Consider the following 26,066-nt stretch of genomic DNA (forward strand, 5'->3'; position numbering starts at 1 on the left):
CCTGATTCTTCGCACTGGTGGCGACTGCCGCGCGGGCGGGAGAATCGGGGCTCCCCCAGCTTCGGAGACCGCCTGATGGCATCGCGACGCACGCTGTTGAAACTCGCCGGCCTGTCCGCCCTGTCGCTGCCGATGGCCGCATTGCCGGCCGCCGCGCGCGCCGCGGGGCCGGAGGCGAGCCCGGACGCGATCGCCGGGGCGCCGGACCTGGCCGCGCTCGAGGCGGCGAGCGGTGGCCGGCTCGGTGTGGCACTGCTGCGCGATGGCGATCCGGCTGTGCGTGTCGGGCACCGGGTCGACGCGCGCTTCCCGATGGCCAGCACCTTCAAGTTCCTGCTGGCCTCGGCGGTGCTCGCCCGCGTCGATCGCGGCGCGCTGTCGCTGGATCAGCGGCTCGTGGTGCGCGATGCCGACATGCTCGAGCATGCGCCGGTGACCGCCCGGCATGTCGGACGCGACCTCACCGTGCGCGACCTGTGCCAGGCCACAATGGTCTGGAGCGACAACCCGGCGGCGAACCTACTGCTGCCGCTGGTCGACGGCCCGGCCGGACTCACCGCGTTCCTGCGCGCCGCGGGCGACACGGTCACGGTCTGCGCCCGCAATGAGCCGGAGGTCAACCTGTTCGCGGACGGCGATCCGCGCGACACCACCACGCCGCTGGCGATGGCCGGCAATCTGCAACGGTTCGTGCTCGGCGACGTGCTGTCGCCAGCCTCGCGCCTGCAGCTGACGGACTGGCTGATCGGCAACCGCACCGGCGATGCGCGTATCCGCGCCGGTGCGCCTGCCGGCTGGCGGGTCGGCGACAAGACCGGCGGCGCGAGCGGCATCAGCAACGACATCGCGGTGCTGTGGCCTGCCGATGGCGGACGGCCGTGGCTGCTGGCCTGCTATCTGCAGGGCTCGGCGCTCGATGGCGCGGCGCGCGAAGCCGTGCTGCGTCGCGCCAGCGAGCTGGCGCTTGCCCAGGTGCTCAGCGCGTAGCGTCCAAGGCGAGCGGAGGCCCGTGGACGGGAACCGACAAGTGGTCGGGTGGACGATCGTGCGAGCGCGTCGTGACGGCGTGCGGCGGGCTTGATCCGGGCGCCGACGCCCCCATGTCCACGCCCAGTCAAGGTTCCTTCTTTCCCACCATGCCGATCTACGCCTTCCGCTGCGCCGACTGCGGCCACGACTTCGACCGTCTGCAGAAGCTCTCCGATCCCGATCCCGAGACCTGTCCGGCCTGCGGCGCGGCGGCCGTCAAGCGCCAGCTCACCGCGCCTGCGTTCCGTCTGGCCGGCAGCGGCTGGTACGAGACCGACTTCAAGAAGGACGGCGACAAGAAGCGCAACCTGGCCGAAGGCGGCGAGTCCGCCAAGCCTGCCGGCGACGCCGCCGCGAGCCCGGCACCGGCGGCCAAGTCGGACACGGCCGCACCCAAGGTCGAGACCAAGCCGGCCGCCAAGCCCGCCGCCGCAGCCGACTGACGCCGCGCGGCCGACGCCGCTCCCAACGCAGGCGCGCGCGGATCGCCGCGCACGCCTTACACTATCGGGTTCCGCCCGCCGGGCGGTCGGTATCCCGTGTCTTTTCCGCGTTCGGAGTGTCCATGCGTACCCATTTCTGCGGCCTCGTCGACGAGGCGCTGATCGACCAGACCGTCACCCTGTGCGGCTGGGCCGATGTCGCCCGCAACCTCGGCGGCGTCTGCTTCATCGATCTGCGCGACCACGAGGGCATCGTCCAGGTCGTCGCCGAGCCGTCGGCCGAGCCGGGCAACGCGGACGTGCTGGCCCGGGCCGAGCAGGTGGGTTACGAGGACTGCCTGCGCATCACCGGCGTCGTCCGTCGTCGGCATTCGGTCAACCCGAAGATCCGGACCGGCCAGGTCGAGGTCGTCGCGCAGACCATCGAGGTCTTGAACAAGGCCGAGCCGCTGCCGTTTCATCACCACGAGAACCCGGGCGAGGAGACGCGACTCAAGTACCGCTATCTCGACCTGCGCCATCCGCAGATGCAGCGCCGCATGCGCACGCGCACCAAGCTGGTCAGTGCGCTGCGCCACTGGCTCGACGCGCGCGGCTTCCAGGACATCGAGACCCCGATCCTGACCAAGGCGACGCCGGAAGGCGCGCGTGACTTCCTGGTGCCTGCGCGCATGCATCCGGGCGAGTTCTACGCGCTGCCGCAGTCGCCGCAACTGTTCAAGCAGATCCTGATGATGTCCGGCTTCGACCGCTACTACCAGGTGGCACGTTGCTTCCGTGACGAGGCCCTGCGCGCCGATCGCCAGCTGGAGTTCACCCAGCTCGACATGGAATTCGCCTGGGTGTCCGAGCGCGATGTGCAGGACACGGTCGAAGCGATGATCCGTGATGTGTTCCGCGAGGTCGCCGGGGTCGAGCTCGACGCGCAGTTCCCACGCATGACCTGGGCCGAAGCCATGCGCCGCTACGGCTCCGACAAGCCGGACCTGCGCATCGCGCTGGAGTTGGTCGACGTCGCCGATCTGGTCAAGGACTGCGGCTTTGCGGTGTTCGCGGGTCCTGCGAACGAGGCGAACGGCCGCGTCTGCGCGCTGCGCATTCCCGGCGGCGCGTCGCTGAGCCGCAAGCAGATCGACGAGTACGCCGCCCACGCGGCCAAGTACGGCGCCAAGGGCCTGGCGTACATCAAGATCGCCGAGTCCGGCGAGGTCAGTTCGCCGATCCAGAAGTTCTTCGACGAGGCGGCCTTCGCCGCGCTGGTGTCGCAGGTCGGTGCCGGCCACGGCGACCTGGTGTTCTTCGGCGCGGGCAAGTACGCGACGGTCAGCGACTTCATGGGCGCGATCCGTCTGAAGGCCGGTAAGGACTTCGGTCTGGTGGCCGACGGCTGGAAGCCGCTGTGGGTGACCGATTTTCCGATGTTCGAATGGGACGACGAGGCGCAGCGCTACGTCGCCTTGCATCATCCCTTCACCGCGCCGGCGGTCGATGACGAGGCCGACCTGCGGGCCAATGCGGCGACCGCGGTCTCGCGCGGCTACGACATGGTGCTCAACGGCAACGAGGTCGGCGGCGGTTCGATCCGCATCCATCGCGCATCGATGCAGTCGGCGGTGTTCGACCTTTTGGGCATCGGTGCCGAGGAGGCGCAGGCCAAGTTCGGCTTCCTGCTCGATGCCTTGAAGTACGGCGCCCCACCGCACGGCGGGATCGCGTTCGGCATCGATCGCCTCGCGGCACTGATGGCCGGCACCGAATCGATCCGCGATGTCATCGCGTTCCCCAAGACCACCGGCGCGCAGTGCCTGATGACCGATGCGCCGTCGCCGATCGCCGACGCGCAGCTGGCCGAAGTCCACATCCAGGTGCGCGCCCGCGCTGAATGACCGCGCGGCCCCCATCGCTGCGCGGCCGGTATCGCGCAGTGGCCCATTGTTGATCGCGATCAACACATCTGTCGCGCCGGTTGGGTATCCTCCGAGCGCGACTTCTTCTTCGACAGGACCGCCCATGAAGCCCGAAGCGCAGGAGGCTGCCCTCTTGACCGCCCCCGCCGAACCGGCCGAGCCGGTCGATCCGCGCCGGGCCAAGCGCAAGGAACTGCTGCTGTTCCTGTTCATCACGGTGGTGATGTTCCCGATACTGTCGGTGCTGATCGTCGCCAGCTACGGGTTCTCCGTGTGGTTCTGGCAGATGTTCACTGGCCCACCCACGCACTAGGCCGCCTTCGTCATGGTAGCCGCCGCCACCAGACCGCCCGATCCGCGCCGACGCGCGCTGCTGCGCGGTCGTCTGCACGCCCCGCATCCCTTGCGCCCGCCCTGGGCGCTGGACGAGCGCGCGTTCGTCGATGCCTGCACCGGCTGCGGCGCCTGCGTGGCGGCCTGTCCCGAGCGTGTGCTGGTGATCGGCGAGGGGCGCCTGCCGGTGTTCGATCCGGCGCTGGGCGAATGTACGTTCTGCACCGATTGCGCGTCCGCCTGTGAGGCCCGCGCGTTCCGTTCGGTCACAGACATCGCCTGGGCGCTGCAGGCGCGCGTCGCCGAGACCTGCCTGACGCTGCACGGCATCGTGTGTTCGAGCTGCCGCGATGCCTGCGGCGAATCGGCGATCCGTTTTCCGGTGACCTCGCGCGTGCCCACGCCGGTCGTGGCCGCGGACCGCTGCACCGGCTGCGGCGCCTGCGTCGCCGGCTGCCCATCGGCCGCGATCTCGCTGCGGCCCGTCACCTCTGAGGACGCCGCCCATGTCTGACCCCCGTCCCGAATGGCATGTCGCCAGCCTGGTGGTCCGCCACCGTCCCGAGGCGCGCGATGCATTGGCGGCTGCGGTCGCGACCACCGACGGCCTGGAGCTCGCGATGCAGGAGGACACCTGCAGCGTGCTGCTGCAGGAGAGCGACGGCACGCGCGGCCTGATGGCGAGCATCGATGTCCTGCAGGCCGTGGCCGGGGTGATGGCCGTCAACCTCGTCTACCACCATGCCGAGCCGACATCCGCGATCGATCGCGACCTCGCGCCGGCCGACACCCGTACACAAGACACGACAGGAGCAACGGCATGACCAGCCGCCGCGAGTTCATCCGCAACACCGCCATCGCCAGCGCCGCGGCCGCCGCCGGCATGCCGGTGCCCGCTCATTTGGCCGAGGCGATGACCGAGGGCGACGGGCAGCTCAAGTGGAGCAAGGCGCCGTGCCGCTACTGCGGCACCGGTTGCGGCATCAACGTCGCGGTGCGCGATGGGCGGGTCGTCGCCACCCACGGCGACGTGCATGCCGAGGTCAATCGCGGCCTGAACTGCGTCAAGGGCTATTTCCTGTCGAAAGTGCTCTACGGCGCCGACCGCCTGACCACGCCGATGCTGCGCAAGCGCAACGGGGTGTTCGCCAAGGACGGCGATTTCACTCCGGTCAGCTGGGACGAGGCCTTCGATGTCATGGCCGAGAAGTTCCGCGCCGTGCTCAAGGCCAAGGGCGGCGACGGCATCGGCATGTTCGGCTCCGGGCAGTGGACCGTGTGGGAAGGCTACGCAGCCAACAAGCTGATGAAGGCCGGCTTCCGCAGCAACCACATCGACCCGAACGCGCGCCATTGCATGGCCTCGGCGGTGACCGGCTTCATGCGTACCTTCGGCATGGACGAGCCGATGGGCTGCTACGACGACATCGAGGCGGCCGATGCGTTCGTGCTGTGGGGTTCGAACATGGCCGAGATGCATCCGATCCTGTGGACGCGCGTGACCGATCGCCGGCTCACCCACCCGCACGTCAAGGTCGCCGTGCTGTCGACCTACGAGCACCGCAGCTTCGAGCTGGCCGACATCCCGATGGTGTTCAAGCCGCAGACCGACCTGGTCATCCTGAACTTCATCGCCAACCACATCATCAAGACCGGCCGGGTCAACCACGACTTCGTCGACAAGCACACGACCTTCAAGCGCGGCAACGACGACATCGGCTACGGCCTGCGGCCGGAGCACCCGCTGGAGGTCGCGGCCAAGAACGCGCAGGACCCCAACGGCGGCACGCCGATCGACTTCCAGGCGTTCGCCGATTTCGTCGCCCCGTACACGCTCGAGCGCGCCATCGAGATGACCGGCGTGGAGCGCGCGTGGCTCGAGCAACTGGCCGAGCTGTACGCCGATCCGAAGATCAAGGTCATGTCGTTCTGGACCATGGGCTTCAACCAGCACACGCGCGGCACGTGGGCCAACAACATGGTCTACAACATCCACCTGTTGACCGGGAAGATCGCGACCCCGGGCAACAGCCCGTTCTCGCTGACCGGCCAGCCCTCGGCCTGCGGCACCGCGCGCGAGGTCGGCACGTTCAGCCACCGCCTGCCGGCCGACATGGTGGTCACCAACCCCGAGCACCGCCACCACGCCGAGGAGATCTGGAAGATCCCGCACGGGATCATCAAGGACAAGGTCGGCTACCACGCGGTCGAGCAGAACCGCGCGCTGCGCGACGGCAAGCTCAATGCGTACTGGGTGCAGGTCAACAACAACATGCAGGCCGGCGCCAACATGCTGGAGGAGGGCTACCCCGGCTACCGCAATCCCGACAACTTCATTGTCGTCTCCGACGCCTACCCGACGGTGACCTGCCAGGCTGCCGACCTGATCCTGCCCTCGGCGATGTGGGTGGAGAAGGAGGGCGCCTACGGCAACGCCGAGCGTCGCACGCACTTCTGGCATCAACTGGTGCATGCGCCGGGCGAGGCGCGTTCGGACCTGTGGCAGCTGATGGAGTTCTCCAAGCGTTTCACCACCGACGAATGCTGGCCCGAGGAGATCCTCGCGGCGAACCCGCAGTTCCGCGGCAAGACGCTGTTCGACGTGCTCTATCGCAACGGCAAGGTCGATGCGTTCGGGGTCGAGCAGATCGAGGAAGGCTACGCCAACGCCGAGGCCGATGCGTTCGGCTTCTACGTGCAGAAGGGCCTGTTCGAGGAGTATGCCGAGTTCGGCCGCGGCCACGCGCACGACTTGGCGCCGTTCGACATGTACCACCGCGAGCGCGGCCTGCGCTGGCCGGTGGTCGACGGCAAGGAGACGCGCTGGCGTTACCGCGAGGGCGCCGATCCGTACGTCAAGCCGGGTACGGGCTTCCAGTTCTACGGCAACAAGGACGGCCGCGCGGTGATCTGGGCGCTGCCCTACGAGCCGCCGGCCGAATCGCCCGATGACGAGTACGACCTGTGGCTGGTGACCGGGCGGGTGCTCGAGCACTGGCACTCGGGCTCGATGACCATGCGCATTCCCGAGCTGTATCGCGCGTTTCCGTCGGCGGTGGTGTTCATGCATCCCGACGACGCCCGCGCGCGTGGCCTCAAGCGCGGCGATGAGGTCTCGGTATCGTCGCGCCGCGGTGCGATGCGCACGCGCGTGGAAACCCGCGGCCGCAACCGGATGCCGCGCGGGGTGATCTTCGTGCCGTGGTTCGATGCCGCCCAGCTGATCAACAAGGTCACGCTCGATGCGACCGACCCGATCTCCAAGCAGACCGATTTCAAGAAATGCGCGGCCAAGGTCGCCGCGGTGGGAGTGGCCTGACATGCGCAAGATCCTCGCCATCGTGTTGACGCTCGTCCTGGCCGCGTGCGGCGACCGCGACCCCAAGCCCGAGATCGTGCCGCCGGCGCCTGAAGTCGGGGCGCGCGGCAATCCCGCCCAGGACATCGACAACCTGCGTCGTAACGTGCCGATCACCGCCGAGATCACGCCGCTGCCAATGGCGCGGGTCGAGAACTTCGACCGTCGCCGCGGCCGTGCCTACCCGATGCAGCCGCCGACCGTGCCGCACAGCATCGAGGGCTACCAGGTCGACAAGAACTCCAACCGCTGCATGCTGTGCCACGCGCGCAGCAACGCTGCGCAGTTCCAGGCGCCGGAGATCAGCGTGACCCATTACATGGATCGCGACGACCAGTTCCTGGCCGAGGTGTCCTCGCGCCGCTACTTCTGCCTGCAGTGCCATGTCGTGCAGACCGACGCGCAGCCGCTGGTCGCCAACGGCTTCCGCGACATCGACAGCGTGCTGCGGTCCGAGCGCGCGGAGCCGTCGGAATGAAGGCGTTCGGGCGGGTTGCGACCACGGTCCGGTCGTTCTGGAAGACGCTGCGCTCGCCGGCAGTCCACCTGAGCCTGGGCTTTCTGACGCTGGGCGGGTTCATTGCCGGGGTGATCTTCTGGGGCGGCTTCAACACCGCGCTCGAGGTCACCAACACCGAAGCGTTCTGCACCGGCTGCCACGAGATGCGCGACAACGTCTTCGAGGAGCTCAAGACCACCATCCACTACAACAACCGTTCGGGCGTGCGCGCGACCTGTCCCGACTGCCATGTCCCGCACAATTGGACCAACAAGATTGGCCGCAAGATGCAGGCGTCCAAGGAGGTCTGGGGCAAGATCTTCGGCACGATCAACACGCGCGAGAAGTTCCTGGACATGCGCCTGACGCTGGCCGAGCACGAGTGGGCGCGGCTGAAGGCCAACGATTCGCTCGAGTGCCGCAACTGCCACGACTACGACTCGATGGACCTGACCCGCCAGGCGAGCCGAGCGGCGCAGATCCACCGCACGTATCTGGCGACGGGGCAGGCGACCTGCATCGACTGCCACAAGGGCATCGCGCACCGGCTGCCCGACATGACCGGTGTGCAGCAGGGTGTGCAGGCGGTGCCGGCGGCCCATACCGCGCACTGACGCCTGACGGGGCAATGCGGTGGCCGGGATGGCGCCGCCGGTCGTTGCGCTGGAGGCCGGCGGGGCATCGCGCGACAATGACGCGATGACCGTCTCCCCATCTTCCGGCGCGGCGCTGCCGCCGGGTTTCGTATTGCGCCGTGGCGTCGAGGCCGACGCCGCGCGGCTGTCCACGCTCGCCGCCCGCACGTTCACCGAGACCTTTGGGCACCTATATCCGCGGCGCGACCTGCAGGCGTTTCTCGAGGAGGCCTATGCCGTCGAGCGCCAGCGCATCGTGCTGAGCCATCCCGACTATGCGGTCTGGCTGCTCGAGCGCGACGGCGAGGCCGTCGGCCATGCGGCCGCCGGTCCTTGCGGCCTGCCGCATGCCGAGGTGGCGCCGGGCGATGGCGAGCTCAAGCGGCTGTATCTCGTCCGTGGCCTGCAGGGGGCCGCGTTCGGCACTCGGATGATGCAGACCGCGATGGACTGGCTGCTGCGCGACGGCCCGCGCACGCTGTGGGTCGGCGTGTGGTCGGAGAACCACGGCGCGCAGCGGTTCTATGGACGCTACGGTTTCGGCAAGGTCGGCGAGTATCTGTTTCCGGTCGGCGCAACGCAGGATCTGGAGTTCATCCTGCGTCGGCCCGCACAGCGCTGAGCCGGGCGCCTGCGACGGCGCCCGGCCGCTGCGCTCAGGCCACGACCAGGGTCACATCGATGTTGCCGCGGGTCGCATTCGAGTAGGGGCAGACCGCGTGCGCGGCGTCGACCAGCGGCTGCAACTGCTCGCGCGGCACGCCAGGCGCGCGGATCGTCAACGTGGCCTGGATCCCGAAGCCGGCCGGAATCGGGCCGATGCCGACCTCGCCGGTGATCGTGGTGTCGGCGGGCAGCGTCACCTTCTGCTTGCCGGCGACCAGCTTGAGCGCACCCAGGAAGCACGCGGCATAGCCGGCGGCGAACAACTGCTCGGGGTTGGTGCCAGGGCCGCCGGCGCCGCCCAGTTCGCGCGGCGTGGACAGAGCGATATCGAGCGCACCGTCGTTGGAGGCGGCGCGGCCTTCGCGTCCGCCGGTGGCGGTCGCAGTTGCGGTGTAGAGCACGGTGTCGAGGGACATACGAAAGATCTCCGTGGGTGGCAGGCGGCGGGATGCCGGCGCGGTATCGACACTGTGCGCCGTTCGCTGATACGTTTGGGCATGCCAAGTCCAGGAAACTTGGCTTGGAGTCCTGATATGGTCGATCGTCTCGCCGTGCTGCTGGACCGGTTCCGGATCACCGCCGATGTCGATGCCGGCCCTGGCGAGGTCGGCACGCACGACGACGGCGCGTTGTGGCTGGTCGCCGCCGGATCGCTGCACATGGCCGCGCCGTCGCCGCCGATGGCCGGGCCGGGCCTGTTGCTCGCGCCGCAGCGCGCCCTGGCCGACGGGGTCATCGCCGGGCCGGGGGCGCGCGTGCTCGCGGCCCGGCTGCGCTTCGAGGGTGGCGCCGACAACCCGCTGGTGCGGGCCCTGCCCACGGTGTTGTGGCTGCCCGCCGATGCGGTGCCAGGGTCGGCCGGGCTGTTCGCGCTGTTGTTCGAGGAGGCCTTCGACGGCCGCTGTGGACGCACGGTGCTGCTCGATCGGCTGATCGAGGCCTTGCTGGTCCAGGTGCTGCGCCAGCAGATGGAGTCGGGCGACCTGCGAGGCGGCCTGCTGGCGGGCATGGCCCACCTGCGGCTGCGACGCGCGCTGGTCGCGTTGCACGAAGCGCCGGCACGCGACTGGACGCTGGCGTCGCTGGCGCAGGCTGCGGGGATGTCGCGCAGCGCCTTCGCGCAGAGCTTTCGCGAGGCGCTCGGGCAGACGCCGGGCCAGTACCTGCAGGACTGGCGAATCGCGCTCGCGCAGCGGGCACTGCGGCGCGGCCGGCCACTGAAGGTGATCGCCGACGAAGTTGGCTACGGCAGCGAGGCGGCCCTGTCGCGGGCGTTCAAGGCCCGCAGTGGACTCTCGCCCAGGGCCTGGCGGCAGACGATGGGTCTGCGGGACGCGGCCGCATGAGCGGCGGGCCGCAGCGTGTCGTGCTGCTGCATGGCATCTGGATGGTCGGCCTGACGATGCGGCGCTTCGCGCGGCATTTGGAGGCGGAAGGGTTCGCCCCGGAGATCTTCGGCTATCCCAGCATCACCGGCGGACCGCAGGCGGCGGTGGACGGCCTGCTCGCGCAGCTGCGTCGCGGCGGGCCGGCGCATCTGGTCGGACACAGCCTCGGGGGCCTGGTGGCGCTGCAGGCGCTGGCGCAGGCGCCGGAGGTGCCGGTCGGGCGCGTGGTCTGCCTGGGCTCGCCGGTGTGCGGCAGTGGCGCGGCCGCCGCGCTGTCACGGTGGCCGATCTCGCGGCTGTACTTCGGACGCAGTGCCGACATCCTGCTCACCGGCTGCGCGCAGTGGCCGCCGCAGGTGGCGGTCGGGATGGTCGCTGGCCGGGTGCCACGCGGGCTGGGGGCGCTGTTCGCGCGCTTCGACGGTCCCCATGACGGCACCGTGGCGGTGGCCGAGACGCACGCGCCGGGGTTGGCCGACCACGTGGTCGTCGAGGCCAGCCACAGCGGCCTGCTGTTCTCCTCGCAGGCGGTGGTCCAGACCGCTGCGTTCCTGCGCGCAGGGCGCTTCGCGCGCTAAAATCGCGCCTTCGACGCCTGAAAAGAACGACCATGGGACGAGGACCTTCGATCGAGGCCCGCAAGAACGCGACCGACGCCAAGCGCGGCAAGATCTTCACCAAGATCATCCGCGAGATCGGCGTCGCCGCCCGTGCCGGTGGCGGCGATCCTGCCAACAATCCGCGCCTGCGCGCTGCCATCGACAAGGGCATGGCGCAGAACATGTCCAAGGACGTGGTCGAGCGCGCGATCAAGAAGGCGACCGGCGAGCTGGAAGGGGTCGAGTACGAGGAGATCCGCTACGAGGGCTACGCGCCGGGCGGGGTGGCGGTCATCGTCGATGCATTGACCGACAACAAGGTCCGCACCGTGGCCGACGTGCGCCATGCATTCGGCAAATGCGGCGGCAACCTCGGCACCGATGGCTCGGTGGCCTTCATGTTCAAGCGCCTGGGCGTGCTGAGCTACGACGCCGGCGCCGATGAAGAACGGATCACCGAGGTCGCGATCGAGGCCGGGGCCGACGACGTGATCGTCTATCCCGAGGACGGCGCGATCGACGTGGTCACCGCGCCCGAGGACTTCGCCGCGGTGCGCGAGGCGATGACCGCCGCGGGCCTGGCGCCCGAGCACGCCGAGCTGACGTTCCGCGCCGACAACGATGTCGCGGTGGATGCCGAGACCGCGCAGCAGGTCCGCAAGCTGCTGGACCTGCTCGAGGATCTCGACGACGTGCAGGACGTCTACTCGAACGTGGACCAGGCCTCGCTGGACGGCGCCTGACGGCGCCGGTGATCCGTCGCCCGATGACCCGCATCCTCGGTATCGATCCCGGCTCGCAGCGCACGGGCGTGGGCATCATCGACGTCGATGCGGCCGGCCGCGTCACGCATGTGCATCACGCGCCGCTGTCGTTGCTGTCGGCCGGCGATTTTCCGGCGCGGCTGCGCCGGTTGCTGGTGGGGCTGGGCGAACTGGTCGAGCTGCACCGGCCCGACGAGGTCGCGATCGAACGGGTGTTCATGTCGCGCAATCCCGACTCGGCGCTCAAGCTTGGCCAGGCGCGCGGGGCTGCGATCGGTGCGGTGGTGCTGCGCGACCTGCCGGTGCATGAGTACGCGGCCAGCGAGATCAAGCTCGCGGTCGTGGGCCGCGGCAGTGCCGAGAAGGGCCAGGTCCAGCACATGGTTGGCCTGATGCTCGGGCTGACCGGCAAGTTGCAGGCCGACGCCGCCGATGCGCTGGCGGTGGCGATCACCCATGCCCACGTGCGCGCGACGGCTGGCCGGCTGGGGCTCGACGCGCGCCAGGCCTGGAGCAGGAAATGAGCGACATCGCGGCCCTGTCCGCCCCCCTTCCCACGTTCCATGACCGGCCTGCGGCCGGAGGTGCCCAATGATCGGAAGACTGCGCGGCAAGCTCGTGCACAAGGCCCCCCCCTGGCTGGTCGTCGACGTGGGCGGGGTGGGGTATGAGCTCGAAGCCCCGATGAGCACGTTCTACGACCTGCCCGAGGTCGGGCGCGAGGTCGCGCTGTTCACGCACTACGCGCACAAGGAAGACACCGTCTCGCTGTACGGCTTTTTGCACGAGTCCGAGCGCCGGCTGTTCCGCGATGTGCAGAAGGTCAGCGGCATCGGCGCCAAGATCGCGCTGGCGGTGCTGTCGGGGGTCAGCGTCGATGCGTTCGCGCAATTGGTGCAGGCCGGCGACGTCACCGCACTGACCCGGATCCCGGGCATCGGCAAGAAGACCGCCGAGCGGATCGTGGTCGAACTGCGCGACCGCGTCGCCGACCTCGGCGGCGTGGGCGGGGCGATGGGCGGCCGCACCGGGCCCGCCGATCCGCTGTCGGAGGCGACCGTCGCCCTGCAGCAACTGGGCTACAAGCCGGCCGAGGCGGCCAAGATGGCGAAGGCCGCGGCGCGTGATGGCGATGCGGCCGAAATCATCATCCGCAAAGCGCTACAGTCCGCGCTTCGCTGACCCTCCGCCCGTCAGGGGCCCCACGTCATGACCCAGTCCACGCGCCAGGCGGCGCCCGATCCGCGCAGTCCGCCCGGGCACGGCCAGACCCATGGCCAGATCGGCCTGGCGGGGCTGGTCGCCGGCGCGATCGGCGTCGTCTTCGGCGACATCGGCACCAGTCCGCTGTACACACTGCGCGAGGCGTTCTCGTCGCATTACGGCTTGGTGGCCGACCACGACACCGTGCTCGGCGTGCTGTCGATGATCTTCTGGTCGCTGACGATCGTGGTGACCTACAAGTACGTCACCATCATCCTGCGCGCCGACAACGACGGGGAGGGCGGCATCATGGCGCTGATGGCGCTCGCCCAGCGCTGCCTCGCCAAGGGCGGGAAGTCTGCGTATCTGGTCGGCATCCTCGGCGTCTTCGGCGCCTCGCTGTTTTTCAGCGATGGCGTCATCACCCCGGCGATCTCGGTGCTGTCGGCGGTCGAGGGCCTGGAGGTCGTGGCCCCGGGCCTGCACGCGTGGATCATTCCCATCACCGTGCTCGTGCTCGGCATCCTGTTCGCGACCCAGCGCTTCGGCACCACCAAGGTTGGGCGGGTGTTCGGCCCGATCATGGTGCTGTGGTTCGCCTCGCTGGCGATGTTGGGCGTGCTCAACATCCTGCACGCGCCCGAAGTGCTGCACGCGCTCAATCCGTGGTGGGCGGGGCGCTTCTTCGTCGAGCACAGCTGGGGCGGGGTTTTCATCCTGGGCGCGGTGGTGCTGGCGGTGACCGGTGGCGAGGCGATCTACACCGACATGGGCCACTTCGGTGCGCGGCCGATCCGCTACGCCTGGTACTTCTTCGTGCTGCCGGCGCTGATGCTCAATTACCTGGGGCAGGGTGCACTGGTGCTCGAGGACCCGGCGGCGATCCGCAACCCGTTCTATGTCGGCGTGCCCGAATGGGCGCGCTGGCCGATGATCGTGATGGCGACCGCGGCGACGGTGATCGCGTCCCAGGCGGTGATCACGGGCGGCTTCTCGGTCGCCCGGCAGGCGATGCAGCTGGGTTACATCCCGCGCATGCACGTGCGCCACACCTCCAGCGATACCATCGGCCAGATCTACATCCCGGGCGTGAACTGGGCGATGGCGGTGGTGGTGATCGCGCTGGTGCTCACGTTCCAGACCTCGTCGGCGCTCGCGGCCGCTTACGGCATCTCGGTCTCGCTGACGATGCTCATCGACACGCTGCTGCTGATCGTGGTGGCGCGCGCGCTGTGGCCGCGCTGGCGACGCTGGGTGCTGCCGTCGTGCGCCGTGTTCATCCTGATCGACATCGCGTTCGTGATCGCCAACGGCGCCAAGGTGCTGCAGGGCGCCTGGTTCCCGCTGGTGCTGGGCATCACGCTGTTCACGCTGCTCAGGACCTGGCGGCGCGGCCGCCAGTTGCTGCGTGACGAGATCCAGAAGGAGGGCATCCGCCTGGATACCTTCCTGCCCGGCCTGATGCTCGCCCCGCCGGTGCGGGTGCCGGGCACCGCGGTGTTCCTGACCGCCGATCGCGGCGTGGTGCCGCAGGCGCTGATGCACAACCTCAAGCACAACAAGGTGTTGCACGAGCGCAACGTGTTCCTGACCGTCGAAACGCTCACCGTGCCCTATGCGGCGCCCTCGCGGCGGATGCGGATCGAGCCGGTCGGCGACGATTTCCATCGCATCACCTTGCGCTTCGGCTTCATGGAAACGCCGGACGTGCCGATGGCATTGATGCGCTGCGGCGACGTCGAGGGCGGCATCGTGATCGATCCGATGGACACCACCTACTTCACCAGCCGCGAGACCGTGGTCGCCACGCCGCGGCGGGGCATGCCGGTCTGGCGCGACAAGCTGTTCGCGCTGATGCACCGCAACGCGGCGCCGGCCACGGGCTTCTTCCGCATCCCCGGCAACCGCCTGGTCGAGCTCGGATCGCAGGTGCATATCTAGCCGGGGGCATGCCCCGTCGGGCGGGTGCGACGCTGCGTCGCAGTCAAGTCTGCCCGCCGGCGGTCGCTAACGTCGGCGAGTACCGCCGGACGCCGAACCGCATGCACGCGCTCCTGCCCAGGATCCCGACCTCGCCCCTGCCGCAGCGCGTGCTGCTGGTGGAGAACTCGCGTGCCTACACCCAGGCCGTGGCCGGCACCATCGAGAGCCGGCTCGAGCTGCCGGTGACCGTTGCCGGATCGCTGGCCGAGGCCAAGCGGGCGCTCGACGCGCACGACGACTGGTTCCTGGTGTTGACCGGGCTGGTCCTGGCCGACGGCGATCGTGACTCGGTCGTCGATTTCTTCCTGGCGCGCGGCCTGGCAACGGTCGTCGTGAGCGGCGTCTACGACCGCGAACTGCGCGACCGCCTGCTGCGCCGACAGGTGATCGACTTCGTGCTCAAGAGCACGCCGGGCAGCCTGGACTACATCGTCTGGCTGGTGCAGCGCCTGGAGCGCAACCGGCGGATCTCCGCACTGGTGGTCGACGATTCGGCCTCCGCGCGCGAGCGCACCGCTTGGTTGCTGGAGATGTTCGGCTACCGGGTGGTGCAGGCCGCCGAAGGCGATGCCGCGCTGCGCGCGCTCGAAGCCGACCCGACGATCCGCCTGGCCTTGATCGACGAGGAAATGCCGGGCATGCAGGGCGTGGAGGTGACACGGCGCCTGCGCGCGCTGCGCGCTCGCGACCGGGTCGCGGTGATCGGCGTGTCGGGCTGCGAGGATGCCGACCTGGTCGCGCGTTTCCTCAAGAACGGCGCCAACGATTTCCTGCGCAAGCCCTACTCGCGCGAGGAGTTCTTCTGCCGCGTCTCGCAGAACGTCGACCAGCTCGAGCTCATCGGCAGCCTGCAGGACCTGGCGACACGCGATTTCCTCACCGGCCTGCCCAACCGGCGCTGCTTCCTCGAGCGTGCCGAGCAGCAACTGCCGGCACTGCAGGACGGCGGCACGCCGGTGGCGATGGCGATCCTCGATGTCGACCACTTCAAGCACATCAACGACAGCTGGGGGCACGAGACCGGCGACCACGCACTGCGTGCGCTGGCGACCGCGCTGTCGGCGCACGCGCGCCCACAGGACCTGATCGCGCGTTTCGGTGGCGAGGAGTTCTGTCTGCTGGTGCCCGGGCTCGATGCCGACGCGCTGGCCGCGTACTTCGAGCGCCTGCGCGCCAGTGTCGAGGATCTGCGGGTGCCGGTGCGCGGCGGCGATCTGCGGATGACCGTCAGCATCGGCGTGTGCGCGGCCTCCACCAGCGACGACCTGCACCGGCTGCTGGCCGAGGCCGACCGTCGTCTCTATCTGGCCAAAGCCGGCGGCCGCAACCGCGTGGTGGTGGCCGGCTGATTGCGCGGCGCGCCATGCAGGCGCGCCGATGCTGCATTCGATGCGCTTGATCTGCGTCATCGCAGCCGCTGCGGCCGCTGCCTAGCCTTGCCGGCATCGTCTCCCGGCCGGGAGCGTCCGCGCCGGAGCCCCGTTTGCACGATCTGCGCCAGTTCCTCGACCGCCTGACCCGGCACGACCAGCTGTGGGAGGTCGGCGCGCCGGTCGATCCTGAGCTCGAGAGCACGGCGTTGTCGCTCCATGCGCTGCGCGAACAGGGGCCGGCGCTGCTGATGCGCCGGTCGGTCGGATCGGCGCACCCGATGCTCGGCAACCTGTTCGGGCATCGTCGACGCATCGAACTGGCGCTCGGTGAGCGGCCATTGGCTTCGCTGCGCGAACTGGGCGAATTGCTCGCCGAGCTCAAGGAACCGCGCTGGCCGTCGTCACTGCGGGGCGCGCTCGAGGCCTGGCCGGGGCTGGCGCAACTGGCGCATGTCGCGCCGCGCCGCGTGGAGGAGGCGGCGTTCTGCGAGGAGGTCGTCCACGGTGGCGACATCGATCTGGCGCGGCTGCCGATCCAGCGCTGCTGGCCCGGCGACGTCGACCGCCTGATCACCTTCGGTCTGGTCGTCACTCGCGGCACCGAACAGGCGCGGCAGAACGTGGCGATCTACCGCCAGCAGCCGATCGGGCGCAACCGCGTGATCATGCGCTGGCTGCCGCATCGCGGCGGTGCGCAGGATCATGCAGCCTGGCAGCGCATGCACCCCGACCGCCCATTTCCGGTCGTGGTCGCGATCGGAGCCGATCCGGCGACGTTGCTTGCCGCGGTCGCGCCGGTGCCCGACACGCTGTCGGAGTACGAGTTCGCCGGTCTGCTGCGTGGTGCACGTACGCGGGTGTGGCGCAGCGCGCTGACCGGACTCGACGTGCCGGCGGGTGCGGAGATCGTGCTCGAAGGCTTCATCCATCCCGGCGACACCGCGCCCGAGGGCCCATTCGGTGACCACACCGGCTACTACAACGCGCGCGATGCGTTCCCGGTGCTTACGATCGAGTGCATGCGCCTGCGTCGCGGTGCGATCTATCACGGCAGCTACATGGGGCGCGCGCCGCATGACGAGCCTTCGGTGCTGGCGATGGCGCTCAACGAGGTCTTCGTGCCGATCCTGCGCAAGGTGTTCCCGGAGATCGTCGACTTCCACCTGCCGGCGCAGGCGTGCTCGTACCGGGTCGCGGTGGTCTCGATCCGCAAGCAGTACGCCGGCCATGCGCGGCGGGTGATGATGGGCATCTGGTCGTACCTGCGCCAGTTCACCTACACCAAGTTCGTGATCGTGGTCGACGACGACATCGACGCGCGCGATTGGGGCCAGGTGCTGTGGGCGATCTCGACCCGGGTCGATCCTGCGCGCGATGCGATGCTGGTCGACAACACGCCGATCGACTACCTCGACTTCGCATCCCCGGTCGCCGGGCTCGGCTCCAAGCTCGGGCTCGATGCGACCAATAAGTGGCCCGGCGAGACCGCACGCGACTGGGGCCGACCGATCGTGCCCGACCCGCAGGTCGCCGCACGCGTGGGGCGGCTGTGGGAGGCATTGCGCGATGCACGCAGCGCCTGACCTGGGTCAATGAGCCGTGCAGGGGCGGCGCCTAGCATGCAAGCCCCTGCGCAATGACGAGGACGAGCGATGCAACTGGTGTGTCCAGCGGGCAACCTGCCCGCGCTGCAGGCGGCGATCGAGGCCGGCGCCGACGCGGTGTACGCCGGCCTGCGCGACCAGACCAACGCGCGCGCGTTTCCAGGGCTGAACTTCGACGAGGCCGAACTGCGCCAAGGCATCGCCTATGCGCACGCGCGCGGTCGTCAGGTCTACCTTGCACTCAACACCTATCCAGACAGCGTTCGGCTGCCGCAGTGGCTGCGCGCGGTGGACCGCGCGGCGGCGCTCGGCGCAGACGCCATCATCGCGGCCGAGATGGCGGTGCTCGACTACGCCGCGCGCCGCTATCCGCAGCTTGCCCGGCATCTGTCGGTGCAGGGATCGGCGACCACTGCGGCCGCGTTGCGTTACGCCCACGAGCGCTTCGGCATCGCGCGCGCGGTACTGCCGCGCGTGTTGTCGGTGCAGCAGGTCGAGCGCCTGTGCGCGGCGTCGCCGGTGCCGCTGGAGGTCTTCGCGTTCGGCAGCCTGTGCATCATGGTCGAGGGCCGCTGCCAGCTCTCGAGCTATGTGACCGGGCAATCGCCCAATCGCCACGGTGTGTGCTCGCCCGCGGCCTTCGTGCGCTGGGACGAACACGCGGACCGCAGCCGCAGCGTGCGGGTGAACGGCATGCTGATCGACCGCTTCGCCGACGGCGAACCGGCCGGCTATCCGACCGTGTGCAAGGGCCGCTACGACGTCGGCGGCGAGATCTTCCACGCGCTCGAGGAGCCGACCAGTCTCAACACGTTGGAACTGCTGCCGCGGCTGGCGCAGGCCGGCGTCGCGGCGCTGAAAATCGAGGGGCGCCAGCGTGGTGTGGCGTATGTGCGCGCAGTGGCGCAGACCTGGCGTCGGGCGTTGGACCGTCACCGCGACGATCCGCAGCGCTGGCGTACCGAGCCCGACTGGCAACGTGCGCTGTCGGCGCATGCCGAAGGCCAGCAGACCACGTTGGGGCCTTATCACCGTGCCTGGCATTGATTCGATGAAGCTCAGCCTTGGACCGTTGCAGTACTACTGGCCGCGCGCGACCACACTCGCGTTCTATCGAGATGTCACTGCCTGGCCGGTCGATATCGTCTACCTAGGCGAGACTGTGTGCAGCAAGCGCCGCGAGTTGCGCGGCGCCGACTGGCTGGCGCTGGCCGACATGCTGGCCGAGGCGGGCAAGGCGGTCGTGCTGTCGACGCTGGCGTTGCTGGAGGCCGAGTCCGAGCTCGGTGCGATGCAGCGCCTGGTCGAGAACGGCCGCTTCATGATCGAGGCCAACGACCTGTCGGCCGTGCAACTGTGCCGCGAGCGTGGACTGCCGTTCGTCGGTGGCCCGACGCTCAACGTCTACAACCATCGTGCGCTGGCGATGCTGGTCGAGGACGGTCTGCAGCGCTGGGTACCGGGTGTCGAGCAGGGGCGTACGCTGCTGACCGAATTGCGTGCCGCGCTCCAGGCCGACGGCGGCACAATGCCCGAACTCGAGGTGCTGGCCTGGGGCCGGCTGCCGCTGTCGTACTCGGCGCGCTGCTTCACCGCCCGCGCGCTCGATCTGCCCAAGGACCGTTGCGGCCTGCGTTGCATCGAGCATCCCGACGGGCTGCCGTTGCAGACGCGCGAGGGTGACCCGTTCCTGACGATCAACGGCGTGCAGGTCCAGGGCGCCGATGTGATCGACATGGCGCCCGAGCGTGACGCGCTGCACGCCTGTGGCGTCGATGTACTGCGCCTGTCGCCGCAGGTCGGCGATATGGCAGCCATCGTCGAGCGTTTCCGCACGATGCTCGACGCACCGGAGCCACCCGCGCCCATGGGCGCCCGTAACGGCTACTGGCACGGCACGCCCGGCCTGGGGACGCTGCCCGCACAGCCGGCCTGATCCCGATTCTTGTCAACGCGCGATCGCGCCGCTGCCGTGCGGCGCATCTCCTTGCGGGGTGCGCATGCGCGCAGCGCCTGCAACGTGCCGCAGGACAGCCGTTTGGCCCGTCGCGCGGGGCGGATCGCTCACCCGGCTTGTGCTTGCGTGGCGGCGCGCTGTCGCCTCAGGCCGAGCGATGCGCCTTGCGGGCGGCGCGTGCGATTCGGGCGCTGCGTTGCAGCGCGATGCGCAGGCCCAGTGGCAGCGTGTCCCAGGGCATGCGGTCGAGCAGATTGCGCACGGTCAGCCCGAGCTCGACATCGCCGATGAGCACCAGTCGGCGCTGGAAGAACAGCGTGTCGGCATCTTCCAGGCGGCTGGCGAGCAACATCAGGTCGGTCGCGCTGCCGCGGACGCTGGCCTCGGCCGGACCGGGTACGGCCCGCAGTCGGCCTTGCGTCCAGCTCAGGACCATCGCGATGCCGAGATCCTCGACCTCGATGCCCAGCCGCCGACCGGCGACCAGGTCGAGCGCAGGCCCGATCTGCGCGGTCTGCAACACCTGAGATAACGCGCGTTCGAGCGGGGCCTCGACAACCGGTTGTGGCAGGCGCCGCAGCACCGGCTTCCAGCGCGCGGGCGGGGGGAGCAGGCGCAGCAGCGCGGCGGCCGGGGAGGGATCGGTTGGATCGAAGGCAGAAGCGGTCGCGGTCATGGCGGGGGCCGGTCGGGGAGGAGGGAAGGTGGAGCGGGACTGCCGGTCGCAGGCGTCGGCGATCAGCAGCGTGGCCAGCCGGTCCACCGTGTCGCCGGGCACGTGCAGGCGCGCGGCGATCCGATGTGCGTGCGCCCGGACCTGGGCCTCGCGGCCGGCATCGCGCAATGGGCGGTCCAGCGCGCGCTTCATGCCACCGGCCAGTGCCGCAACGCCGCGGCGCGCGGCCAGCAATGCGATCAGGGCTGCATCGATGCGGTCGATGCCGTGGCGCGCCGCCTCCAATGCGATCGCGGCCAGTGGCGGAGCAGGGCGGCCATGGCTGTTGGGCATGGCGATGTCGCCACTCATGCGCCCGGCACCGGTGGCGGCGCAACCCGCTGCAACGACACGCACATCGCAAGGCTCCTCGATCCGACGGGGCGGTCAGGGGCCGCCAGGCGAGCCACGGTGCCACCGCCACGCGGTCGCCGCCTTGATCCGCGTCAGGTGCGTGTCCGATCCGAACCCAGTCATGCGGGAACAGGCGATCTGTGTGGTGCTTGATCCAGGTCAATCCAATATGTGGTGATCAAAATCAGAATGCGCACCACATATTGTGGTCGAGGAAGAAAGCAATGCCGATGGCACGCACCCGGGCGCCCGCCCTGATCGATCCGGTCGCTTCGATCGACGAGTACCTGAGCCGGGCCGATTGGCGGGTCAATGCCAATGCCAACCAGGGCTACTCGCTGGGCGGCCTGATCCTCAATGTGGCCGGCAAGGTCACCGCGAACTACTGGCTCGAGCAGGTCTACCCGCCCGAGGTCGGCCGCGCCCATCGCGATGGCGACCTGCACATCCATGACCTCGACATGCTGTCGGGCTATTGCGCCGGCTGGTCGCTGCGCACGCTGTTGCATGAAGGCCTCAACGGCGTGCCCAACCGGGTCGAAGCCGGCCCGCCCCGACACCTGTCCTCGGCGGTCGGGCAGATCGTCAATTTCCTGGGCACGTTGCAGAACGAATGGGCCGGCGCGCAGGCGTTCTCGTCGTTCGACACCTACATGGCGCCGTTCGTGCGCAAGGACGCGCTGTCCTACGACGACGTGCGCCAGTGCATCCAGGAACTGATCTACAACCTCAACGTGCCCTCACGCTGGGGCACGCAGACGCCCTTCACCAACCTCACCTTCGACTGGGTGTGCCCCGAGGATCTGCGCACGCAGGTGCCGGTGATCGCCGGCGAGCCGATGCCGTTCGCCTACGGCGAGCTGCAGGTCGAGATGGACATGATCAACCGCGCCTACATCGAGGTCATGAGCGCGGGCGATGCCAAGGGCCGGGTGTTCACCTTCCCGATCCCCACCTACAACATCACGGCCGATTTCCCGTGGGAGTCGGAAAACGCGCAGCGGCTGTTCGACATGACCGCCAAGTACGGCCTGCCGTACTTCCAGAACTTCATCAACTCCGAGCTCGATCCGGGAATGATCCGCTCGATGTGCTGCCGCTTGCAGCTCGACCTGCGCGAACTGCTCAAGCGCGGCAACGGCCTGTTCGGCAGCGCCGAGCAGACCGGCAGTCTGGGCGTGGTCACGGTCAACTGTGCGCGACTGGGCTACCTGCATCGCGGCGACGAGACAGCGCTGCTTGAGCGGCTCGACGCCCTGCTCGAGCTGGGCCGGCGCAGCCTGGAGATCAAGCGCGAGGTGATCCAGCGGCTGATCGACGACGGTCTGTTCCCGTACACCAAGCGCTATCTGGGCACGCTGCGCAACCACTTCTCGACGCTGGGCGTGAACGGCATCAACGAGATGATCCGCAACTTCACCGGCGATGCGCACGACCTGACCAGCGACTGGGGTCATGCATTCGCCGTGCGCCTGCTCGATCACGTGCGCGCACGGATGGTCGAGTTCCAGGAACAGACGGGCCACCTCTACAACCTCGAGGCCACGCCGGCCGAGGGCACGACCTACCGCTTCGCCAAGGAGGACCGCCGCCGCTGGCCGGACATCCTGCAGGCCGGCACCGATGCCCAGCCGTACTACACCAATTCCTCGCAGTTGCCGGTCGGCTTCACCGATGACCCGTTCGAGGCGCTGGAGCGCCAGGAGGCGCTGCAGTCGCGCTACACCGGCGGCACCGTGCTGCACCTGTACATGGGCGAGCGGCTATCGAGCGGCGATGCCTGCCGGGACCTGGTGCGGCGCGCGCTGAGCCGCTTCCGGCTGCCCTACGTCACCGTGACCCCGACCTTCTCGATCTGCCCGACCCACGGCTACCTCGCCGGCGAGCATCCGTTCTGCCCGCGCTGCGACGACGAGCGCCTGGCCGAGAAGCGCCGCGCCACCGCCTGACCCCAAGACCGGGGTCAGAGTCGAATTTCAAACACCAGGGCCGGATCAGCGGGATTTCCGGGCATCGAAAAATCGACTCTGACCCCGCTTCTTAACTCGCTGCACCACTGCTTACCCATGACCTCCAAGGAGTGCTTTGTATGTCCCATGTCGCCCCTGCCGCCACCACCTCCCTGCGCGACGACGAGCGCCAGCGCTGCGAGGTCTGGACCCGCGTGATGGGCTATCACCGGCCCGTGTCCAGCTTCAACATCGGCAAGCGTGGCGAGCATGCCGAGCGCCGCTTCTTCGCCGAGCCTGGACGTCCGGCGCGCGCCGCGTGATCCGCATCGGCGGCATGACCGCCATGACCGGGATCGACTTTCCCGGTCGGCTGGCGGCCGTGCTGTTCCTGCAGGGCTGCCCGTGGCGCTGCGGGTACTGCCACAACCCGGATCTGCTGCCGGCGCGCGGCGATGTCGAGATCCCCTGGTCGACGGTCGAGGCCTTCCTCCATCGCCGCCAGGGGCTGCTCGACGGTGTGGTCTTCTCGGGCGGCGAACCGACGCTGCAGCCGGCACTCGGGGACGCGGTCGCCGCGGTCCGCGGTCTGGGGTTCCAGGTCGCATTGCATACCGGTGGCATGTATCCGTCGCGGTTGGCTGCGCTGCTGCCGGCGCTGGACTGGGTGGGTCTGGACATCAAGGCCCTGCCGGCGCGCAATGCCGAGGTCACGACAGCTGCCGGCAGCGGCGAGCGCGTCTGGCGGTCGCTGGATCATGTCCTCGACAGCGGCATCGCCTACGAGTGCCGCACGACCTGGCACCCACGGCTGTATCCGGAAGACGAACTGCTGCGGCTGGCCGATGCGCTCGCTGCGCGCGGCGTGCGCCACTGGTCGCTGCAGCAATGCCGTGGGCCGGGCTACCCGGCCGAGGAATGGCAGCTCCATGCCGCCGATGCGCTCGCGGCGCGATTCGCGCACTTCGTCCTGCGTCGGGCCTGAGAAAAGGGCCCGCGATGCGGCCGGATGCAGCACGCGGTGCCCAGCCGACAGCCGTCACGGCAACCGCACGGCAGCGTTCCACCTGCCTTCCATGGAGTTCGCCGACCCTGACCCCATGTCCCTGGGCATGCCCCCTCCAGGCCCACCGATGATTCCGTACTCCGTTCTCGACCTCGCGCCTGTCACCGAGGGCTCGACGCCCGCCGACTCGTTCGCCCGCTCGCTCGATCTCGCCCGTCACGCCGAGGCGCTGGGCTACCGACGCTACTGGCTGGCCGAGCATCACAACATGCCCGGCATCGCCAGCGCCGCGACCGCCGTGCTGATCGGCCATATTGCCGGGGGGACTTCGACGATCCGGGTCGGCGCTGGCGGCGTGATGCTGCCCAACCACGCGCCGCTGCAGGTCGCCGAGCAGTTCGGCACGCTCGCCTCGCTGTATCCAGGGCGTATCGACCTGGGGCTGGGGCGCGCACCGGGCACCGATCAGGCGACCACCCAGGCGCTGCGGCGCTATTACGCGGGCGCCGACGCGTTCCCGTCCGACGTCATGGAGCTGCTGCGCTACTTCGAGCCCGCCAAGCCGGGTCAACCGGTGCAGGCCGTGCCTGGTGCCGGGCTGGACGTACCGGTCTGGATCCTCGGCTCGAGCCTGTTCGGCGCGCAGTTGGCCGCCTCGCTCGGCCTGCCGTATGCGTTCGCCTCGCACTTCGCACCGGCCGCGATGACCGAGGCGCTCGCGCTCTATCACCGGGACTTCCGCCCGTCCAAGCGGCTGCAGCAGCCGCATGCGATGCTCGCGCTCAACGTCGTTGCCGCCGATACGCGCGCCGAGGCCCAGCGGCTGTTCACCACCCAGCAGCAGAGCTTCGTGCGCCTGCGCCGTGGCATGCCGGGCCTGATCCCGCCGCCGATCGACGACATCGAGGCGTTCTGGAACCCGGCGGAAAAAGCCATGGTGGCCCAGGCTCTGGCCTGCTCGGTGGTCGGCGATCCGGCCGACGTGCGCGAAGGCATCGCCGACTTCGTCGCCCGGCATCGGCCCGACGAACTGATGCTCACCGCCAACATCTTCGACCACGACGCCCGTCGCCACAGCTTCGCCCTGGCCGCCGAGGCCATGCGCGGCTGACCTCAAGAACTGGGGTCAGCGTGCATTTTTTTGAAGAAACGCGCTCCAACCCCGGTTCGGGCCTGGGCTGATCGAGGCCCGAGGGAAAATGCACACTGACCCCGGTTCTGGTTCGGGGCGGCGGCGTGCGATCATGCCGGGATGACCCAGGATCGCATCATCGCCGCCGACGCCACCCGCGAGGACGACGCCGTCGAGGCGAGCATCCGGCCGCAGCGGCTCGACGACTATCTCGGCCAGCAACCGGTCCGCGAGCAGTTGGCGATCTACATCGAGGCCGCCCGGCAGCGCCGTGAGGCGTTGGACCATGTGCTGGTGTTCGGGCCGCCCGGTCTGGGCAAGACCACGCTCAGCCATGTGATCGCCAACGAACTGGGCGTGGCGCTGCGCGTGACCTCGGGTCCGGTGATCGAGAAGGCCGGCGACCTGGCCGCGTTGCTGACCAACCTTCAGCCGCACGATGTGCTCTTCATCGACGAGATCCACCGCCTGTCGCCGGTCGTGGAGGAAGTCCTGTATCCGGCGATGGAGGACTTCCAGCTCGACATCATGATCGGCGAGGGCCCGGCTGCGCGCTCGATCAAGATCGACCTGCCGCCGTTCACGCTGATCGGCGCGACGACGCGCGCCGGCCTGCTGACCGCTCCGCTGCGCGATCGTTTCGGCATCGTCCAGCGTCTGGAGTTCTACAGCACCGAGGAGCTGACCCGCATCGTCCGGCGTTCGGCGCAGATCCTGGGCATGGCCTGCGAGCCGGAAGGTGCGGCCGAGATCGCGCGGCGCGCGCGCGGCACCCCGCGCATCGCCAACCGCCTGCTGCGTCGGGTGCGCGACTACGCTCAGGTCCGGGCCGGCGGCCGCATCGATCACGCCGTCGCGCATGCCGCGATGCAGATGCTCAAGGTTGATCCCGAGGGCTTCGACGAGCTCGACCGGCGTCTGCTCCAGTTGATCATCGAGAACTTCGACGGTGGCCCGGTCGGCGTCGAATCGATGGCTGCCGCGCTCAGCGAAGAACGCGGCACGCTCGAAGACGTGATCGAACCCTATCTGATCCAGCAGGGCTTTCTGGTGCGCACCGCGCGTGGCCGCATGGCCACGCGTAAGGCCTACCTGCATCTGGGGCTCAAGCCCAAGGAACCTGCATTGGGCAGTGGGGAATCCGGGGCCTTGTTCTGAGTGCCCGCGCG

At 69.2% G+C, this 26,066-nt stretch carries 27 protein-coding genes; 25 read left to right on the forward strand and 2 right to left on the reverse strand.

The window, feature by feature from the left end:
• Positions 1-75 precede the first annotated feature (75 nt).
• From bla to FHW73_RS10290, 10 genes are all read left to right on the forward strand, one after another.
• A complete protein-coding gene (gene bla, locus FHW73_RS10245) occupies positions 76-987 on the forward strand; it encodes a class A beta-lactamase (protein ID WP_183426617.1) in 912 nt (303 codons plus the stop codon).
• 149 nt (positions 988-1,136) lie between these two features.
• On the forward strand, positions 1,137-1,472 hold the full coding sequence (locus FHW73_RS10250; protein ID WP_183426805.1) for a zinc ribbon domain-containing protein: 336 nt from the start codon (positions 1,137-1,139) through the stop codon (positions 1,470-1,472).
• A 122-nt stretch (positions 1,473-1,594) separates the two neighbouring features.
• Positions 1,595-3,358 (forward strand): aspartate--tRNA ligase, encoded by a 1,764-nt coding sequence (aspS, locus tag FHW73_RS10255; protein ID WP_183426618.1) that lies wholly within the window; start codon positions 1,595-1,597, stop codon positions 3,356-3,358.
• 124 nt (positions 3,359-3,482) lie between these two features.
• Positions 3,483-3,692 (forward strand): periplasmic nitrate reductase, NapE protein, encoded by a 210-nt coding sequence (gene napE / locus FHW73_RS10260; protein WP_183426619.1) that lies wholly within the window; start codon positions 3,483-3,485, stop codon positions 3,690-3,692.
• Positions 3,693-3,704: 12 nt separating this feature from the next.
• Positions 3,705-4,226 carry a ferredoxin-type protein NapF gene (gene napF / locus FHW73_RS10265; RefSeq protein WP_183426620.1) on the forward strand — a complete coding sequence of 174 codons (522 nt, stop codon included), beginning with the start codon at positions 3,705-3,707 and terminating at the stop codon, positions 4,224-4,226.
• Positions 4,219-4,536: a chaperone NapD gene (locus FHW73_RS10270; protein ID WP_183426621.1), complete on the forward strand. Its 318-nt coding sequence runs from the start codon at positions 4,219-4,221 to the stop codon at positions 4,534-4,536. The genes napF and FHW73_RS10270 overlap by 8 nt, the downstream gene beginning before the upstream one ends.
• The gene (gene napA / locus FHW73_RS10275; RefSeq protein ID WP_183426622.1) at positions 4,533-7,031 is read left to right on the forward strand and encodes a periplasmic nitrate reductase subunit alpha; all 2,499 of its coding nucleotides are present in this window, start codon (positions 4,533-4,535) and stop codon (positions 7,029-7,031) included. Before FHW73_RS10270 ends, napA begins: the two co-directional genes overlap by 4 nt.
• A 1-nt stretch (position 7,032) precedes the next feature.
• Positions 7,033-7,548 carry a nitrate reductase cytochrome c-type subunit gene (locus FHW73_RS10280; RefSeq protein WP_183426623.1) on the forward strand — a complete coding sequence of 172 codons (516 nt, stop codon included), beginning with the start codon at positions 7,033-7,035 and terminating at the stop codon, positions 7,546-7,548.
• Complete coding sequence (locus tag FHW73_RS10285; protein ID WP_183426624.1) at positions 7,545-8,183, forward strand: cytochrome c3 family protein; 639 nt, start codon at positions 7,545-7,547, stop codon at positions 8,181-8,183. The genes FHW73_RS10280 and FHW73_RS10285 overlap by 4 nt, the downstream gene beginning before the upstream one ends.
• An 85-nt stretch (positions 8,184-8,268) precedes the next feature.
• Positions 8,269-8,826, forward strand: coding sequence for a GNAT family N-acetyltransferase (locus tag FHW73_RS10290; RefSeq protein WP_183426625.1), 558 nt, complete (start codon positions 8,269-8,271; stop codon positions 8,824-8,826).
• A 34-nt stretch (positions 8,827-8,860) separates the two neighbouring features.
• Here the strand turns inward: FHW73_RS10290 and FHW73_RS10295 are convergent, their stop codons facing one another.
• Entirely contained in the window at positions 8,861-9,286 is a 426-nt protein-coding gene (locus FHW73_RS10295) for an organic hydroperoxide resistance protein (RefSeq protein WP_183426626.1), read from the reverse strand.
• Positions 9,287-9,403: 117 nt separating this feature from the next.
• On the opposite strand from FHW73_RS10295, the gene FHW73_RS10300 reads away from it, so the two are divergent.
• The 10 genes from FHW73_RS10300 (at position 9,404) to FHW73_RS10345 (ending at position 19,720) form a co-directional block, all read left to right on the forward strand.
• Positions 9,404-10,216, forward strand: coding sequence for an AraC family transcriptional regulator (locus tag FHW73_RS10300; RefSeq protein ID WP_183426627.1), 813 nt, complete (start codon positions 9,404-9,406; stop codon positions 10,214-10,216).
• The gene (locus tag FHW73_RS10305) at positions 10,213-10,836 is read left to right on the forward strand and encodes an alpha/beta fold hydrolase (RefSeq protein ID WP_183426628.1); all 624 of its coding nucleotides are present in this window, start codon (positions 10,213-10,215) and stop codon (positions 10,834-10,836) included. The genes FHW73_RS10300 and FHW73_RS10305 overlap by 4 nt, the downstream gene beginning before the upstream one ends.
• 32 nt (positions 10,837-10,868) lie before the next feature.
• The gene (locus FHW73_RS10310) at positions 10,869-11,600 is read left to right on the forward strand and encodes a YebC/PmpR family DNA-binding transcriptional regulator (protein WP_183426629.1); all 732 of its coding nucleotides are present in this window, start codon (positions 10,869-10,871) and stop codon (positions 11,598-11,600) included.
• 23 nt (positions 11,601-11,623) lie between these two features.
• On the forward strand, positions 11,624-12,145 hold the full coding sequence (gene ruvC, locus FHW73_RS10315) for a crossover junction endodeoxyribonuclease RuvC (protein ID WP_183426630.1): 522 nt from the start codon (positions 11,624-11,626) through the stop codon (positions 12,143-12,145).
• Between the two features lie 67 nt (positions 12,146-12,212).
• Entirely contained in the window at positions 12,213-12,803 is a 591-nt protein-coding gene (gene ruvA / locus FHW73_RS10320; RefSeq protein ID WP_183426631.1) for a Holliday junction branch migration protein RuvA, read from the forward strand.
• 99 nt (positions 12,804-12,902) lie between these two features.
• The gene (locus tag FHW73_RS10325) at positions 12,903-14,765 is read left to right on the forward strand and encodes a potassium transporter Kup (RefSeq protein ID WP_345776179.1); all 1,863 of its coding nucleotides are present in this window, start codon (positions 12,903-12,905) and stop codon (positions 14,763-14,765) included.
• Positions 14,766-14,866: 101 nt separating this feature from the next.
• Positions 14,867-16,156, forward strand: a complete 1,290-nt coding sequence (locus FHW73_RS10330) for a diguanylate cyclase (protein ID WP_183426633.1) — start codon at positions 14,867-14,869, stop codon at positions 16,154-16,156.
• A 134-nt stretch (positions 16,157-16,290) separates the two neighbouring features.
• On the forward strand, positions 16,291-17,763 hold the full coding sequence (locus tag FHW73_RS10335; protein WP_183426634.1) for a UbiD family decarboxylase: 1,473 nt from the start codon (positions 16,291-16,293) through the stop codon (positions 17,761-17,763).
• Positions 17,764-17,832: 69 nt separating this feature from the next.
• Complete coding sequence (locus FHW73_RS10340) at positions 17,833-18,831, forward strand: peptidase U32 family protein (RefSeq protein ID WP_183426635.1); 999 nt, start codon at positions 17,833-17,835, stop codon at positions 18,829-18,831.
• Between the two features lie 4 nt (positions 18,832-18,835).
• Entirely contained in the window at positions 18,836-19,720 is an 885-nt protein-coding gene (locus FHW73_RS10345; protein ID WP_183426636.1) for a U32 family peptidase, read from the forward strand.
• Positions 19,721-19,886: 166 nt separating this feature from the next.
• On the opposite strand, the gene FHW73_RS10350 is transcribed toward FHW73_RS10345, so the two are convergent.
• Positions 19,887-20,768, reverse strand: coding sequence for a chorismate mutase (locus FHW73_RS10350; protein ID WP_255492913.1), 882 nt, complete (start codon positions 20,766-20,768; stop codon positions 19,887-19,889).
• 266 nt (positions 20,769-21,034) lie between these two features.
• Here FHW73_RS10350 and FHW73_RS10355 point away from each other — a divergent pair, with 266 nt between their 5' ends.
• The 5 genes from FHW73_RS10355 (at position 21,035) to ruvB (ending at position 26,055) form a co-directional block, all read left to right on the forward strand.
• Complete coding sequence (locus tag FHW73_RS10355; RefSeq protein ID WP_183426637.1) at positions 21,035-22,759, forward strand: ribonucleoside triphosphate reductase; 1,725 nt, start codon at positions 21,035-21,037, stop codon at positions 22,757-22,759.
• Between the two features lie 140 nt (positions 22,760-22,899).
• Entirely contained in the window at positions 22,900-23,082 is a 183-nt protein-coding gene (gene nrdD, locus FHW73_RS10360) for an anaerobic ribonucleoside-triphosphate reductase (protein WP_183426638.1), read from the forward strand.
• A 14-nt stretch (positions 23,083-23,096) separates the two neighbouring features.
• Positions 23,097-23,744 (forward strand): anaerobic ribonucleoside-triphosphate reductase activating protein, encoded by a 648-nt coding sequence (locus tag FHW73_RS10365; protein ID WP_183426639.1) that lies wholly within the window; start codon positions 23,097-23,099, stop codon positions 23,742-23,744.
• A 148-nt stretch (positions 23,745-23,892) separates the two neighbouring features.
• Positions 23,893-24,876 carry an LLM class flavin-dependent oxidoreductase gene (locus tag FHW73_RS10370; RefSeq protein WP_183426640.1) on the forward strand — a complete coding sequence of 328 codons (984 nt, stop codon included), beginning with the start codon at positions 23,893-23,895 and terminating at the stop codon, positions 24,874-24,876.
• Between the two features lie 141 nt (positions 24,877-25,017).
• A complete protein-coding gene (gene ruvB / locus FHW73_RS10375) occupies positions 25,018-26,055 on the forward strand; it encodes a Holliday junction branch migration DNA helicase RuvB (protein ID WP_183426641.1) in 1,038 nt (345 codons plus the stop codon).
• Positions 26,056-26,066: the final 11 nt, after the last annotated feature.

Origin of the sequence: Luteimonas sp. RC10 (genome assembly GCF_014192745.1) — a bacterium.
GTDB lineage: Bacteria > Pseudomonadota > Gammaproteobacteria > Xanthomonadales > Xanthomonadaceae > Luteimonas.

Coding starts and splice junctions, on each gene's coding strand:
- FHW73_RS10300 (WP_183426627.1), top strand. CDS start 9,404: ATGGTCGATCGTCTCGCCGTGCTGCTGGACCGGTTCCGGATCACCGCC.
- FHW73_RS10355 (WP_183426637.1), top strand. CDS start 21,035: ATGCCGATGGCACGCACCCGGGCGCCCGCCCTGATCGATCCGGTCGCT.
- FHW73_RS10290 (WP_183426625.1), top strand. CDS start 8,269: ATGACCGTCTCCCCATCTTCCGGCGCGGCGCTGCCGCCGGGTTTCGTA.
- napA (WP_183426622.1), top strand. CDS start 4,533: ATGACCAGCCGCCGCGAGTTCATCCGCAACACCGCCATCGCCAGCGCC.
- napF (WP_183426620.1), top strand. CDS start 3,705: ATGGTAGCCGCCGCCACCAGACCGCCCGATCCGCGCCGACGCGCGCTG.
- ruvB (WP_183426641.1), top strand. CDS start 25,018: ATGACCCAGGATCGCATCATCGCCGCCGACGCCACCCGCGAGGACGAC.
- ruvA (WP_183426631.1), top strand. CDS start 12,213: ATGATCGGAAGACTGCGCGGCAAGCTCGTGCACAAGGCCCCCCCCTGG.
- ruvC (WP_183426630.1), top strand. CDS start 11,624: ATGACCCGCATCCTCGGTATCGATCCCGGCTCGCAGCGCACGGGCGTG.
- FHW73_RS10305 (WP_183426628.1), top strand. CDS start 10,213: ATGAGCGGCGGGCCGCAGCGTGTCGTGCTGCTGCATGGCATCTGGATG.
- FHW73_RS10340 (WP_183426635.1), top strand. CDS start 17,833: ATGCAACTGGTGTGTCCAGCGGGCAACCTGCCCGCGCTGCAGGCGGCG.
- FHW73_RS10250 (WP_183426805.1), top strand. CDS start 1,137: ATGCCGATCTACGCCTTCCGCTGCGCCGACTGCGGCCACGACTTCGAC.
- nrdD (WP_183426638.1), top strand. CDS start 22,900: ATGTCCCATGTCGCCCCTGCCGCCACCACCTCCCTGCGCGACGACGAG.
- aspS (WP_183426618.1), top strand. CDS start 1,595: ATGCGTACCCATTTCTGCGGCCTCGTCGACGAGGCGCTGATCGACCAG.
- FHW73_RS10345 (WP_183426636.1), top strand. CDS start 18,836: ATGAAGCTCAGCCTTGGACCGTTGCAGTACTACTGGCCGCGCGCGACC.
- FHW73_RS10285 (WP_183426624.1), top strand. CDS start 7,545: ATGAAGGCGTTCGGGCGGGTTGCGACCACGGTCCGGTCGTTCTGGAAG.
- napE (WP_183426619.1), top strand. CDS start 3,483: ATGAAGCCCGAAGCGCAGGAGGCTGCCCTCTTGACCGCCCCCGCCGAA.
- FHW73_RS10295 (WP_183426626.1), bottom strand. CDS start 9,286: ATGTCCCTCGACACCGTGCTCTACACCGCAACTGCGACCGCCACCGGC.
- bla (WP_183426617.1), top strand. CDS start 76: ATGGCATCGCGACGCACGCTGTTGAAACTCGCCGGCCTGTCCGCCCTG.
- FHW73_RS10365 (WP_183426639.1), top strand. CDS start 23,097: ATGACCGCCATGACCGGGATCGACTTTCCCGGTCGGCTGGCGGCCGTG.
- FHW73_RS10350 (WP_255492913.1), bottom strand. CDS start 20,768: ATGAGTGGCGACATCGCCATGCCCAACAGCCATGGCCGCCCTGCTCCG.
- FHW73_RS10370 (WP_183426640.1), top strand. CDS start 23,893: ATGATTCCGTACTCCGTTCTCGACCTCGCGCCTGTCACCGAGGGCTCG.
- FHW73_RS10270 (WP_183426621.1), top strand. CDS start 4,219: ATGTCTGACCCCCGTCCCGAATGGCATGTCGCCAGCCTGGTGGTCCGC.
- FHW73_RS10310 (WP_183426629.1), top strand. CDS start 10,869: ATGGGACGAGGACCTTCGATCGAGGCCCGCAAGAACGCGACCGACGCC.
- FHW73_RS10280 (WP_183426623.1), top strand. CDS start 7,033: ATGCGCAAGATCCTCGCCATCGTGTTGACGCTCGTCCTGGCCGCGTGC.
- FHW73_RS10330 (WP_183426633.1), top strand. CDS start 14,867: ATGCACGCGCTCCTGCCCAGGATCCCGACCTCGCCCCTGCCGCAGCGC.